Source organism: Arthrobacter sp. NPDC080031 (assembly GCF_040702485.1).
In the GTDB taxonomy this organism is placed as follows: Bacteria; Actinomycetota; Actinomycetes; order Actinomycetales; family Micrococcaceae; genus Arthrobacter.
On the sequence record NZ_JBFBLA010000022.1, the window covers coordinates 27903 to 40602 of the forward strand.

Annotated in this window: 17 protein-coding genes and 1 pseudogene; 9 read left to right on the plus strand and 9 right to left on the minus strand. The window is 63.0% G+C overall.

Going from position 1 to position 12700, the window contains the following annotated elements; genetic code table 11:
- Nucleotides 1-70: 70 nt before the first annotated feature.
- From AB0323_RS17550 to AB0323_RS17570, 5 genes are all read right to left on the minus strand, one after another.
- Nucleotides 71-1138: a YihY/virulence factor BrkB family protein gene (locus AB0323_RS17550; RefSeq protein WP_366178461.1), complete on the minus strand. Its 1068-nt coding sequence runs from the start codon at nucleotides 1136-1138 to the stop codon at nucleotides 71-73.
- Nucleotides 1139-1218: 80 nt separating this feature from the next.
- On the minus strand, nucleotides 1219-1794 hold the full coding sequence (locus AB0323_RS17555) for a DUF3618 domain-containing protein (protein ID WP_366178462.1): 576 nt from the start codon (nucleotides 1792-1794) through the stop codon (nucleotides 1219-1221).
- Entirely contained in the window at nucleotides 1791-2216 is a 426-nt protein-coding gene (locus AB0323_RS17560; protein WP_364535985.1) for a phage holin family protein, read from the minus strand. The genes AB0323_RS17555 and AB0323_RS17560 overlap by 4 nt, the downstream gene beginning before the upstream one ends.
- Nucleotides 2213-3163 (minus strand): hypothetical protein, encoded by a 951-nt coding sequence (locus AB0323_RS17565; RefSeq protein WP_366178463.1) that lies wholly within the window; start codon nucleotides 3161-3163, stop codon nucleotides 2213-2215. The genes AB0323_RS17560 and AB0323_RS17565 overlap by 4 nt, the downstream gene beginning before the upstream one ends.
- A 182-nt stretch (nucleotides 3164-3345) precedes the next feature.
- Nucleotides 3346-4101 (minus strand): HAD family hydrolase, encoded by a 756-nt coding sequence (locus AB0323_RS17570; RefSeq protein WP_366178464.1) that lies wholly within the window; start codon nucleotides 4099-4101, stop codon nucleotides 3346-3348.
- Nucleotides 4102-4324: 223 nt separating this feature from the next.
- On the opposite strand from AB0323_RS17570, the gene AB0323_RS17575 reads away from it, so the two are divergent.
- Complete coding sequence (locus AB0323_RS17575; protein ID WP_366178465.1) at nucleotides 4325-4837, plus strand: hemerythrin domain-containing protein; 513 nt, start codon at nucleotides 4325-4327, stop codon at nucleotides 4835-4837.
- 281 nt (nucleotides 4838-5118) lie between these two features.
- On the opposite strand, the gene AB0323_RS17580 is transcribed toward AB0323_RS17575, so the two are convergent.
- Nucleotides 5119-5460 carry an Hsp20 family protein gene (locus tag AB0323_RS17580; RefSeq protein WP_366178466.1) on the minus strand — a complete coding sequence of 114 codons (342 nt, stop codon included), beginning with the start codon at nucleotides 5458-5460 and terminating at the stop codon, nucleotides 5119-5121.
- Nucleotide 5461: 1 nt separating this feature from the next.
- Between AB0323_RS17580 and AB0323_RS17585 the strand changes: the two genes are divergently transcribed.
- From AB0323_RS17585 to AB0323_RS17615, 7 genes are all read left to right on the plus strand, one after another.
- The gene (locus AB0323_RS17585; protein ID WP_366178467.1) at nucleotides 5462-5719 is read left to right on the plus strand and encodes a hypothetical protein; all 258 of its coding nucleotides are present in this window, start codon (nucleotides 5462-5464) and stop codon (nucleotides 5717-5719) included.
- 24 nt (nucleotides 5720-5743) lie between these two features.
- Nucleotides 5744-6271, plus strand: coding sequence for a PRC-barrel domain-containing protein (locus AB0323_RS17590; RefSeq protein WP_366178468.1), 528 nt, complete (start codon nucleotides 5744-5746; stop codon nucleotides 6269-6271).
- 161 nt (nucleotides 6272-6432) lie between these two features.
- The gene (locus tag AB0323_RS17595; protein WP_171983377.1) at nucleotides 6433-6588 is read left to right on the plus strand and encodes a hypothetical protein; all 156 of its coding nucleotides are present in this window, start codon (nucleotides 6433-6435) and stop codon (nucleotides 6586-6588) included.
- 137 nt (nucleotides 6589-6725) lie between these two features.
- On the plus strand, nucleotides 6726-7397 hold the full coding sequence (locus tag AB0323_RS17600) for a response regulator transcription factor (protein ID WP_366178469.1): 672 nt from the start codon (nucleotides 6726-6728) through the stop codon (nucleotides 7395-7397).
- Nucleotides 7394-8689 (plus strand): HAMP domain-containing sensor histidine kinase, encoded by a 1296-nt coding sequence (locus AB0323_RS17605; RefSeq protein ID WP_366178470.1) that lies wholly within the window; start codon nucleotides 7394-7396, stop codon nucleotides 8687-8689. The genes AB0323_RS17600 and AB0323_RS17605 overlap by 4 nt, the downstream gene beginning before the upstream one ends.
- 152 nt (nucleotides 8690-8841) lie before the next feature.
- Entirely contained in the window at nucleotides 8842-10164 is a 1323-nt protein-coding gene (locus AB0323_RS17610; protein ID WP_366178471.1) for a ferredoxin reductase family protein, read from the plus strand.
- On the plus strand, nucleotides 10161-10655 hold the full coding sequence (locus tag AB0323_RS17615) for an FMN-binding protein (protein ID WP_366178472.1): 495 nt from the start codon (nucleotides 10161-10163) through the stop codon (nucleotides 10653-10655). Before AB0323_RS17610 ends, AB0323_RS17615 begins: the two co-directional genes overlap by 4 nt.
- Nucleotides 10656-10693: 38 nt before the next feature.
- Here AB0323_RS17615 and AB0323_RS17620 read toward each other — a convergent pair whose 3' ends face one another.
- The 3 genes and pseudogenes from AB0323_RS17620 to AB0323_RS17630 all read right to left on the minus strand — a co-directional run.
- A complete protein-coding gene (locus AB0323_RS17620; protein ID WP_366178473.1) occupies nucleotides 10694-11719 on the minus strand; it encodes an NADPH:quinone reductase in 1026 nt (341 codons plus the stop codon).
- A gap of 15 nt (nucleotides 11720-11734) precedes the next feature.
- Nucleotides 11735-12274 carry a TspO/MBR family protein gene (locus AB0323_RS17625; protein ID WP_366178474.1) on the minus strand — a complete coding sequence of 180 codons (540 nt, stop codon included), beginning with the start codon at nucleotides 12272-12274 and terminating at the stop codon, nucleotides 11735-11737.
- 133 nt (nucleotides 12275-12407) lie between these two features.
- Nucleotides 12408-12521, minus strand: a pseudogene (locus AB0323_RS17630) (type 1 glutamine amidotransferase domain-containing protein); the annotation flags it as partial.
- Between the two features lie 2 nt (nucleotides 12522-12523).
- On the opposite strand from AB0323_RS17630, the gene AB0323_RS17635 reads away from it, so the two are divergent.
- Complete coding sequence (locus AB0323_RS17635) at nucleotides 12524-12646, plus strand: hypothetical protein (RefSeq protein WP_366178475.1); 123 nt, start codon at nucleotides 12524-12526, stop codon at nucleotides 12644-12646.
- The last annotated feature ends 54 nt before the right edge of the window (nucleotides 12647-12700 follow it).

Consider the following 12700-nt stretch of genomic DNA (forward strand, 5'->3'; position numbering starts at 1 on the left):
CTCACTGATTGAATTCCGAAGGGCAAAGGACCCGCCGGGTCGACCCATGGGGCGCCCTGCCTGGTCCGGGTCAATCCGCGTTCCGGGTGTGCCGCGCGCTAAGCCTTTCGCCGTCGACGACTTCTTCTTCCCGTTTCTCGACTTTTCCGCTGCGCTTGGTTCCGCGGGGTGGGAGCTGGATGGCTTCTTCGGCGTCGATCCCTGCCTGTAGTTCCCGACCGCGTTCCATTTCGGCGTCGAACTCTGCGCCGAACAGGAGGGACATGTTCAATATCCATAACCACAGGAGCATCACGATGACGCCGCCAATTGCCCCGTAGGTCTTGTTGTAGTTGCTGAAGTTGGCCACGTAGAAGCCAAAGCCCAGCGATGCAAGGACGAATGCCATCAAAGCGATGAAGGAGCCGATGCTCATCCAACGGAACCGCGGCTGCTTCACGTTAGGTGTGACGTAGTACAAAACCGCGATGATCAAGACCACCAGCAGGATGACGACGGGCCATTTTGCGATACTCCACACCGCCAGGAGGTCTCCGCCAAGGTTGACTGCCCTCCCCACGGCGTCCGCCACAGGTCCGCTGAGCACGAGCATGCCGGCGATCAGGGCCACGAGCACCACCGCGAACACCGTGACGCCGAGCATGGTTGCGCGGAGTTTGATGAATCCGCGCCCTTCGTCCACTTCGTATACGCGGTTCATTGCCCTGCTGAAGGCTCCCACGTATCCGGACGCGGACCACAGAGCAGCGACGAGACCGAGTATCAGCGCGAAACCGGCCGATGTCGAGGTGGTGAGTTCTTCAATCGGCTGGCGGATGGTGTCGATGGTGGATCCCGGGGCGATTCCTTGGAGGAGATCCAGGAGGGCGGACGTGCTCTTTCCCGCCTGCCCGAAAATACCAAGCAGGGAGACGAGCGCGAGCAAGGCGGGGAAAAGGGAAAGCACCGCGTAGTAGGTCAGCCCCGCGGCGGCGTCGGGGCACTGATCCTTGCCGAACTCCCGGAAGGTCCTCTTGACTATGTAGGTCCAGGTTGGCTTTGCGATGTCGGTGGGTCTGGCCGGTTTTCGCGCGTCATCCGCATCCGGGGCTGTTGTTGCCTTGGCCCTGCTGCTTTCGGCGGGATTTTTGACTGTCATGGATGTCCCTCATTCCAAGGCGTGATGGAGGCGGGCCGTCCGTCCAGCGGTATTGGGCAGACAGCACGCCTCCGTCTGGATCAGGTGGGCTGGATCCTTTCCCTGGCCGCCGTGGTGCTGTCCGTTACGTCGGAGACGGCGGCCTGGGATTCTTCCTTGACGTTTTCGACTGCATCCGAGGCTGCCACTTTGACGTTCTCGAGAGCTTCCTGGGCCGGCTCCTGGAGATCCTGGGCCACGTCGTGAGCCGCCGCGGCGAGTTCGGTGGTCAGGGGTTCAGCCGCTTCCTTCAGGGCCGCGGCTGCCTCCTTTTCCTTCTCACTTGCCGGGATCAGGGAAGCCACCAGCAGTCCGGCCCCGAAGGCTATCAACCCCGCAGCCAACGGGTTGCCTTGCGTCTTGCTGGACAGACGATGGGGCACCTCGCCGATCGCCGCACCGGCATCGTCGATCGCTGACCGTCCGCCGTCCACCAGGTCGTCAGCCGCGCCCATGATGTTCTCCTTCACGCCGAAGACGGCATCCTTGACCTTCTCTGTTTGGCGTCGGACAACGTGCGATGGCGTCACCTTATCCGCCACTGCGTCAACGTTGGTGCCGAGGCGCCGTCGGGTTTCCTCGATCTCGGAACGGATATCGTCCGGATTTTCACTCATCGTTGCTCCTCGCGTGGTTTGAGGGTTTCTGGGATTTCCTGAATTGTTTCGGCCGTCTGGGGCATGCCTTTGACGGCGTTGAGTTCCTTGCGGCCAACCGATGCCAGGACGGCCGCCACGATCGCCCAGAGAACAGCTACGACGACGGCGGACCAGCCTAAGCCGATCAGCTCGCCCAGTGCGTACCAAAGGGCGAGGGAAAGGAAAAGGAGGACGAAATGCCCGGCAACACCGGCCCCTGCCAGCATTCCGGCGCCCCTGCCTGCCTGCGCCGCGGACTGCTTCAGTTCAGCTTTGGCCAGTTCCACTTCCTGGCGCATCAGCGTGGAAATGTCCCGGGTGACCTCGCCCAGAAGGTCTCCCAAGGATGTCGAGTCCGCCTTGGCGTGGGCGGGCGTCGGCGGGATTTGGCTCTCGGTCATCGCGACTCACCGCTGGCGGGGTCCACGTCTGGCCTGCGCCCGGCGTCGGCTGCATCATTTCCTGTCAGGGGAGCAGGAGAATCGAGACGATGCGAACGCTCACGGGTGAATGGATCCTTGGCTATCCCGCCGCTAGGCCATGGGTCAGCTTCCGGCTCGGTGACCGGTGCGGGTTGAGGCATGGTCCCCGGTGCGCCGGTGGGCGCAACGGCCCCGTCGCCCGAGAGGGTGCCGGGGTTCGAGTATCCAGCAGTCGTGGTGGTTGGACCGGGTAGCTGGACCGGGGGAGGGGGTACTGTCATCCCTGGCCCGGGGACAAAAGGCCGGGCTTCGTCGCGGGCGGGTTGGATGGGGGCACGCCCGGTAGTTGTTCCTCGTCGGGAGCCGTCATCGCCGGCGCTCAGCCCGCGGCTCAGGCGGCCGGCCAGAACGCCTGCTCCTGCGGCCAGAAGGAGAAACGCGCCAGGACGCTGTCGCGCGAAGGTCTTCACTTCGTCCAGGAGGGAGCCCGGATCCCGGTCCTCCAGCCAAGCCGCCACCGATGAAGACCGTTCGGCGGCTTGCCGCACCAAATCCGTTGCGACGCCGGGTTGCTCGGAAGCGGCGGCCATGGACTGCAGTTCCGCCGAGATGGATCGAAGGCCTGCGGCGACCTTTTGCTGTTGCTTGTCGGCCTGGTCTGTGAGGTCCAGCCTTGCCTGCTCCAGCAGATCCCTTGCGCTCGAGTTCACTTCAGAGGCAACGTTCGCGACTTCGGCTCTCGCGGTTTCGACGACGTTCTTCGCAGAGTCTCCTGCCTGTGCGGCCACGTTGCCTGCTTCGTCCTTGATGGCTTCCGTCGTCGGCGCGCCGCTGTTACGGGTGGGCGGCGGCGGAACCTGCGAATCCTCTAGTTGCTCGGTGGCTGGCCGGGGCGTGTAGGTCCCGTCCCATTGGTTCTCTGTCATCTTCGCTCTCTTTCCAAGAAGGTCGGCTGCGGATCAAGAACCAGAAATACTGGTAGTTAAGATAGTAAGCATGCTTACCATGTGAGCGTAACCCCTTTGATGAATGTGGTCGGAGAAGTGCGCGAACTGAGCCTGGCAAAGGTCCGGGTCGCCCCGCAGGGGGCGTTTCTTTCCTGCGGGGACTATCGCGATGCGTTGTCCGTGGGGGCTCCGGGGGCGGTTCCACCCGGTTCCGCGTCATCGTTCCGACGTGCAAGTTTTCCAAGGGCGCTGGCGTCCAGTCGCTCGAGGAGTGCTTTTGGTCCTGAATAGACTTCGATGGCACCTGCGTCGAAAAGCTCGGCTGCGCTGATCCCCCCGCACGTGAGGCCGATCGTTTCAATGCCGATCCGGGCCGCAGCCTTGACATCCCAGACGGAGTCGCCGACAAATGCGACATCTGCCGCGTTTAGGTGCAGCTTTTCAAGTGCGGCTAGGAGAATGTCGGGGGAGGGCTTGCTCTCGGCCGCCTCGGCTGAACTCGTCGCGCAGTCGATCCAGGGTTCGGCATCAAGGATGTTTCGGAGCACCCGAAGATCCCGCTCGTGTGCCGAGGAGGCCAATGCCACGGCCAATCCGGATTCCGCACACGCCTGCAGGAGGGTCCTTGCCGATTCGAAGGGCCGGATAGCCGGCCAAAAGGTCGAGAAAATTGCGCCGTGAGCGCGCTCGACGGTATCGCGGATATCCCGATCGGAATTCGCGGGGAGCAGGCTCTCAAGCAGTTTGTCTCCACCCATGCCGATGTGGCGGTGGATGGAGGCCATAGGCACGTCCAGTCCTTGTTGTCGGAAGGCCTGCCACCACGCCGTGGTGTGGAAATAGGTGGAGTCGACCAGGGTTCCATCCACATCGAACAGGACTCCGACGTCTTTAGCGCTTTTCGTTTGGTCCTTCATGAGTGGCAACCTTCCTTTTGGCTGCTCCAACCTCGGCCGCTACGCGATTCCCCATCCATGCGAGGATGGTCCATGAACGTCCCTGGGGTACAGCAGAATATGGTAAGTATACTTACTGAAATGAATGCTCGACGTCATTCCAATGGGTCAATCCCAAGGACTCCTGCGCATTCATAGGATGCATCCAGGGATTCGCGGATGAACCTTGTGAAAGGGGCACGCCATGGACATTACCGATGTGATTCTCAACGATCATCACGACCAGCGTCGCATGTTTGCGCTCCTGGACGAGATGCGCGATGCGTCGGCTTCGGACCTCGATGCTGTCTGGTCACGGTTACGTATTCTCCTCGAGGTCCATGCGAAGGCTGAAGAGCTGTTGTTCTACCCGGAGCTGCTTTCGCTAGGCAAGGGAGCCGGCGGCAAGGACTCTCCGGAGGGCGAGACAAGCGACGCAATTCATGACCACAACGGGATCCGGGACGCGATCACAAATGTAGGCGCCTACGAAACCGGCTCCGCAGAGTGGTGGCTCGCAATCGCGAAAGTGAATGAAGTAAACGGTGACCACATGGCGGAGGAAGAGCGCGAAGGACTGAGCGATTTTCGTCGCCATGCCAGTTTGGACCTCCGGCACGCGATCGGATTGGCCTTCTGTGCCTTTGAAGCGGGCCACGCGGGAGGGATCACTGGCAACGATCTGGATCCGGAATCTTACATCCGACGGCATCAGTAACACGAGTCGTGCGCGTCCGCGGGGAGAAAACAGGTAGCCGGTACTCAAGCGCCGGCCCTTTCGGCAGCCTACGATCGGGATGAGGGCGATTTCCCTGGAAGACGCTCTCGGCGGTAGCTGCGCCAATGCCCGGCACAGGGTGACACCGGGCATTGGCGCGTCCCCTCGCCCAGGGCCGAAATGCTCATCCGGTATCTGATGGAACAACTGCCCGCGCGCTGCCGGGTTGGCATAGGCGAGAACTTCAGGTCCGGCGACCGCTCTTCGGCGGTTGCCTCTGCTCAGGCGCTGATCTCCTGGCGCTGTTTTCCGCCGGTTTCGATTTCGATGCGGCGCGGCTTCGTTTTCTCCGCCACCGGGATGCGCAGGGTCAGGACCCCGGCGTCGTAGCTTGCCTTGACACCGCTGGTGTCCAGCGCGTCGCCGAGGATGAGCTGGCGGCTGAAGACGCCGCGCGGGCGTTCGGAGCCGCCGAGGCAATCTCGACAGCATGTGCGTGCGGCGCTACTTTGGGCACATGAGCGAAGAGCGCGCACAAGAGCGGCACACGCGCGATGCGAACCCGGAGAAACCCGGGAGCTGATTTCCTTGGCTGGAACATGGCCCCTCACGGAAGTGATCAAGATGAGCACTGAAACAAACGAACCCGACCCTCCGGTCCAGGATGGCGTCCAAAACGATACAGATCCGGTTTCCAGGGATCCAATTGGTTCGACGGCCGCCGAGAAGGGTCCATCCGGCGGTCATGTGCCGCTCGCCGAGGAAGATGCCGGTGAGCCATCGGAGACCGGCTCCGAAGATCCGCCCGGCCCCGCAGAAGAGCAGAACCGGGCTTCTGCCGATGACCGCGGCCTCACGACTGAGGTATCTCCGAGTGACTAAAGCGGGACTTCCAGAGGAGCAATCATGATCGCAAAGGAACACATCGACGCCCTGCTTCGGGGCAACGGCAACGTGCTGAGCCGGGACGGGGAGAAGATCGGGGGTATTGGCCAGTTCTTCCTCGACGGCGATACCGGTGAACCCAGCTGGATTACCGTGAAGACAGGCTTGTTCGGCCTGCGGGAATCGTTCGTCCCGTTGGAAGGGGCCTGGGTCCAGGGCGATGACCTCGTCGTCCAGCATGGCAAAGACGAGGTCAAGGACGCCCCGCTCATAGACCCGGGCGGACATCCCGGTCCGGACGAGGAGGCACGTCTTTATGAGCACTACCGTCCAGAAAGGATCCGCACCTACACTGAGGCCGCTGACGGGGACAGCGACGGAGATCCCGGGAGACCGAACGCGCACCCGGATGCTGATCAGGGCGCCGGACATCCCAGCGCCGGACATCCCAGGCTGCACCGATACTCGGAAACAGACAAGAACGGCGCTGATGAATCCCTTGCCGAGGAACTGCGCAAGGAAAACAGCGACCGGAAAGAAGGCGTCTGACCTGCGCGGCAGGTCGCTATTTAAGCCTTCTGCGAATCATTCGACGCCAACGGATCCGGGACCGCAGCGTATCACTGGAAACCGTGTTTCGCGCGGAGTAGATTGAGGCCAGCCGCCGACCCCGGGGCTGTTCGAGAACCGCAATTTGGGAGGTAATGGTAATGAGCGCGTTGCTGTGGATCCTGGCTGTGATAGCGATCGTTTTGTTCATCATAGGCGGCACGGTGAAGGCTGTCGGCTTCCTGTTGTGGATCGCTCCGATCGTGCTCGTGGTCGCGGTGATCATGTTCTTCGTCAACCGTGGACGAAGTGTCTAGCTCAGGAATTCCGCGCCGGTGATGCCGGCGGTCGAGGAGATCGTGACGACTACTGGCGGGCCAGTCGGCCCGGGTAGCTGCGCCCATCCGGACGGGACCGCCCGGATGGGCGCAGCTCCGACGCCTATACTCCGACTATGAATGAGATGAAGCCGCGCGTTCTTTTGGTCGAGGACGACGCGCAGCTTCGCGCGATGCTGGAAGAGTTGTTTGTTGGCGAAGGTTACGAGGTTTCCAGCGCTTCGGACGGGCAAAAGGGCCTCCACCTTGCCCTGACCGGGGAATTCGACGTGCTGGTTCTGGACCGGGGCCTTCCGGTAATGGACGGATTGAACCTGTTGGCGAGATTGCGCAGGGAAGGCGTCGAGACCGCAGCGCTCATTCTCTCCGCATTGGGCAATCCCGCAGACAGGGTGGAGGGACTCGACGCCGGTGCAGAGGACTATCTCGCTAAACCCTTCGACGTTGATGAACTTCTGGCGCGTTTGCGTGCCTTACGACGCCGGCATATCGCCGCCGCCACGACCCTGCGGATCACTGGTGGCCGCTTTGACCTGGAATCACGCAGCGTAATCCGACCTGACGGTTCCGTCGTGGTGCTGTCCGAAAGGGAGAGCGCCCTACTGGAGGAACTGGCACGTTGGCCGAACCGGGTGTTCGGCCGTGACGAGATTCTCGAGTATGTGTTTCCGAACGCGGAAGAAGCCGGGGTGGTCGATACCTATGTCCATTACCTCCGGCGGAAGCTGGGACGGGGCAGCGTGCGGACGATTCATGGCGTCGGCTACAGGATCGGCACGCTCGCATGAAGGGTCAAGCCGAGGACGAGCTGCAGCGGTCCTCTTGGCGACTGGCCCTGCAGACCGGCGCTTTGCTGGTGCTGCTTTTGGTGGCGATCGCGGGATCGGTGCTGTTGATTGTCAATACGAGCCAGGCCACCGCAGCCCAGCGCTTGCTGACAACCGCCACCGAGCACGTAGATTCGATCGTGGACGCGCCAGCTGGAACCTGGCTGGCGATCTCCAACCAAGGCACTTTGACGGTCTCCCCGGGGATGCCGTCAGGGCTGCCGGATTTGAAGGCTATCGAGGCTGTCGCCGCCAGCGGAGTCGCCGCCCAGGAGGACGTTTCGATGGGGGGCCGCTCATACACCGTTCGTACCGCTGATTCGGGTGGCCGTGTCGTCCAGGCGGTATTCGATCGTCACGAGAATCTGGAGGAACTGAACAGGCTGGGCGTTGCCCTGCTGCTGACCTGCGGGGGAGCAGTGGTGGTGGCGAGCCTACTGGCGGTGTGGTTGGCGCGGCGCACCATGCGGCCCATGGCCGAGGCCCTCGACCGGCAGCGGCGATTTGTCGCGGACGCAAGCCACGAACTGCGCACGCCGCTGACTCTGCTGAGTATGCGAGCGCAAATGCTGCGGCGCCGCGTGGCATCTTCTCCAGTGCACGAGCCGCCGGGAAACATTGACGCGGAAGTGGACGCCATGATCGAAGATTCGCGCTCGCTGACTCGATTGCTCGAAGACCTGCTCATTTCGGCGGATTCGCGGCAGGTCGAGCTCACGGACGTCGACGTCGTGGCATTGGCGGACGACGTCGTCGAATCGTTTTCGGTTTCTGCCGCGCGCCGCGGGATCCCGGTTGAACGAAGCGGAATCGACGGCCCAATGCGGATCACCGGCGCGCCGACGGCGCTGCGCCGGCTTTTTGTGGCGTTGCTGGACAACGCGGTCCGTTTCGCCCGGTCTCGCGTGGAGGTGGGCGTTTCCAAAGACTCGAGGACCCTTTTCATCACGGTCAGCGACGACGGCCCCGGATTTTCCGACGACGTCAAGCCTCGGGCCTTCGAAAGGTTCGCAACTGCAGCGCCTGCCGGCGTTGCACCGGAGGACGGTACCGGGCCGCGCCACTATGGGCTCGGGCTCGCGCTTGTGGCTGAAGTGGCCGCCCAGCACGGCGGCCGGGCGGAAATCGGGACTCAAGCCGCGGGAGCAGTCATCATTGTGCGCCTGCCGATGATCCGAGGAAAGCGCGGGAACCCTCCTGTGGCCGCTTCCTTGTTTCGCGACCTGGTTTCCAGGCTTCGAAGAAAGTTCTAAGAACGCGAACCTAGCATTGCGAACATGAACAGACCTTGGGCCACCGCGGGACAGAGCAAATGACGGCCCGGGCCGGGACAACGGGCCGGGCGGCCGGTCAGCGGCGGGTGCCACAACGGGCGCGCTATCTGCGCCGGGCTCGTTTGGCCGACTTGCTGGAGACGATTGTCTGGTTGTCGGTAGCCCTTGTACTGGCGCTGTTCCTGGCGGACAGCGGACTGGTGGAATTCAAGACCGTCCCGGGCGCTCTTACCGCCGTCGGCATCATCGCCGGACTCGTGGGGGCCGACCTGATGCTGATCCAGCTCCTCCTGGCTGCGCGGCTCCCGCTCATTGACCGGGCCTTCGGCCACGACCGCGCCTTGCTCGTTCACCAGCGGCTGGGCAAGCCCGTTTTCTACCTCATTTCCTCACATGTGCTGCTGCTGTGGATCGGCTACGCTGCGACGGCGCGATTGAATGTCATTGCAGAAGCATGGGACATGTTCAACTCGGTACCGGACATGAAAGTTGCCTATCTGGGGTACGCGCTACTGGCGGTCGTCGTGATCACCTCACTGGTTCTTGTCCGGCGGAAACTCTCCTACGAAGCCTGGCATGTGGTCCACCTCCTCGCCTACGCCGCGGTGCTCGCCGCCCTGCCGCACCAGTTCAGCACCGGGCAATTGTTGGCTGACGGAACGTGGGCGCGCTACTACTGGTTGGCGCTCTATTTCGGGGTCGCCGCCGCACTGCTCATCTATCGGTTCATCATTCCCGTGTTGCGGACGCTGCGCCACGACCTTCGGGTCAGCAATGTCGTTCCTGAGGCGCCCGGTGTGTACTCCATCGAGATGACCGGACGTTCCCTGGCGGATCTGAAGGTCCGCGGCGGCCAATTCTTCATCTGGCGCTTCTGGTCGCGGGGGCTATGGTGGCACGCCCACCCCTTTTCGCTCTCGGCGGCTCCCGGGATCCTTCGCCTGAAAGTGACTGTGCGTGAGCTGGGAGGCGGGACCGCCGAGCTGAGTTCCCTCAGGATCGGTACAAGGGTAAGCATCGAGGGTCCCTACGGGCTCTTTACGGACCGGGCCCGCACCACCCGCCGGGCGGTCGCCGTCGCAGCCGGGATCGGAATTACCCCGATCATCTCCCTGCTCGAACAGGGTGACTTCGCTCCCGGCGAGATGACCGTGATCGTCAGGGCGCCGGACGAGAAGGGGCTCTACCTTTACCGCGAGCTCCAGAACCTGTGCACCAGGAAATCTGCAACCCTCTACGTCTTGCTGGGGCGCCGGCCGAAGAGGGGCCCCGATAGCTGGCTGCCGGCCCGTGAGGCCAGTCACTGCATGAGCCTGTCCACGATCGTTCCCCATGTCCGGGACGCCGACGTGTTCGTGTGCGGGCCGCGCGACTGGACCGACCTGGTGGTCGAGGACGCAAAGCGGGCGGGCGTACCCCGTTTCCGGATCCACTACGAAAGGTTCAGCTGGTGAGAGCCCGTAGCGCTGTACTTGCCGGCCTCGCTTCCGCCGCCGTCCTCCTGATTGGATGGCAGGCTGGAAACCAGGCAGACTCCACCCCGGGCGCAGCCACGGGGAAGGCGGCCAATCCGCCGTCGGGCACCGGAACGACTTCCGGACCGGGCAGCCCGACGGCGGCCGGCACCAGCCCCGGTCCAGCGGGCCCGGCCGGTGCGGGCGCCAAAGACGGAACCTTCGACGGCAGCCAGATCCAGACCCGGTACGGCACAGTGCAGGTCCAAGCCGTGATATCCGGCGGCAAGATCACCGACGTCGTGCCGCTGCAGCTGACCGACGTCGGGTCCTTGTCCGGCGAAATCGACCAGCAGGCCGTGCCGATGCTCAAATCCGAGGTGCTATCGAGCCAATCAGCGAACGTGGACACGGTGGGAGGTGCAACCTACACGAGCCAGGGCTACCTCAACTCGTTGCAGGCCGCTCTCGACGCGGCGAACTTCAAGTGATGCAGGGATTTTCGCCGCTCTCGAGTTCGATCGCGAGCTCAGGGCGCGGACACGTCGATCAGGATCTTTCCGACGAAGCCTTGCTCCACGGCGTCATGCGCTGCGGCGGTTTCCTCGAGTCGAAAACGGGTTAGAGGCAGCCCGTGTTCATTGCCGACACGCAATGCCCCTGCTTTGAGTGCTTCGGTGACGGCGGCGACGGCCGCGCTCTTTTGCTGATCCGTAACGGTGTACGTGAGGACAAACTGGTATTGAACGTTTTTTGCCATACTCTCCCGAATGGGAATGGCCAGGGATTCACCGGGTGCAGCAGCATAAATGGAAATGGTTCCGCCGGCCTTCAGCACAGCGAGGTCAGTGCCGATGTTCGCCGGAGCGTTGACATCGACGATCGTATCAACGCCAGTGGGGGCCACTCGTGATACTGCCTGCGGAACATTGTCGGTGCGGTAGTTGATCACGTAGTGCGCGCCGGCCTGCCGGGCAAGTTCACCCTTCCTTTCCCCGCTCACGGTCGTGATGACGGTTGCCCCAGCCCAGCGGGCGAGCTGAATGGCAGCGTGCCCGACCGCCCCCGCGCCTCCGGTGACAAGCACGACCTGCCTTTCCAAAGATCCGGGGGAGAGCCTGGCCGGACCATTTTGCTTGGAGGTCAGCGCACGATGCGCGGTCAACGCCGGAATCCCCAGGGAAGCGCCCGTGTCGAAGGATTCCGTGTCCGGAAGTGCAACGGCCTGCGCGGCCGGCACCACCACATACTCCTGGGCTGTGCCCTCGGTACTGCCCCAGGCAACGTCCCAGAGCCAAACGCGATCTCCGACGGACAGCCCCGTCACGCCGGGCCCGAGCTCGTCGATAACGCCGGCGCCGTCTTGGTTGGGCACCTTCGGTGCCTCCAGTTTGCTTCCGGTCCCGCTCCCGGCCCGGGACTTCCAATCGGTGGGATTGACTCCCGACACCACCACCCGGACTCTGACCTGGCCCTGTCCCGGCGATATGAGTGGCCTGTCCTGCAGAACCAGCACCGACGACGGACCTGTCCTTTCGTACATGACGGCTTTCACTGTTACTCCTGTTTGTTAGTTGTTGGCTGCGGCATAGAGGTTCAGGCTGGCCGAGAACACGATCCACGAAATGTAGGGCAGCAAAAGCAGTCCTGCTGTCGTGTTGATGAGGCCGAACAGGATGACTGTGACTGTTACGGCCAGAGCCAACGCGGCGATGAGAAGAAAGGCAAGCCATAGTGCGGCGTCGCCCCATACCGGGTACATGCCGAAAAAGGTGGGCGCCCACGCTAGGTTGAGCAGCATTTGGATGCCGTACACCGTCATGGCTCCGCGGGTTTTGGCCGACCTTTGGCGCCAGACGAGCCACGAAGCAACGGCCATCGCCGTGTACAGCACCGTCCAGACCGAACCGAAAACCCAGCCCGGCGGCGTCCAGGGAGCTTTGTTGGCCGTCGCGTACCAGCCGGAGGCATTGCCAAGGATGGCCATGGACCCCAGCAAAGACACCGTGTAGGAGAGAGCGAGGAGTCCCAGGAGTACCGAGACCTGGCGCGCAAGACCCGTCCGGGGCGTTATAAGCGGCCCGCTCGTCTGTTGGGATTCGCCCGGCACTTGGTCCACCTTGTTTGATCGAGGCTTGGACTTACAGTTTGACAGGCTACCGGTTTGACGGGGTCGTCCAGAGAACCGTGGGAACCCGTTGGCCGGCCGGTGAGGGCCATGTAGTCGCGCACCCGGCCGCTTACTCGGCGAGCGTCGTGGCAACAAGCCATGGAGTATTCTTTCCGGTTCCTCCGATCAGCTCTTCCTCGTCCGTGAACACGGTGAGCTGGCAGCCCGCGAAAGCGAAGCTGCCGTCTTTTGCACACGCCGGAGGTCGCTCCCCTGAACACCGTGTACCTGGCCACGCGCACCGGGGACCTCGACCGCAACCGCCGGCTGCGCGCCTTGGCCTCCGCCATCCAGCGGCTCACAGGTTCCTGAGGGCCATGCCTTGGGCAACCATGATCGACAGCAACATCCACGGCACTAGACTGG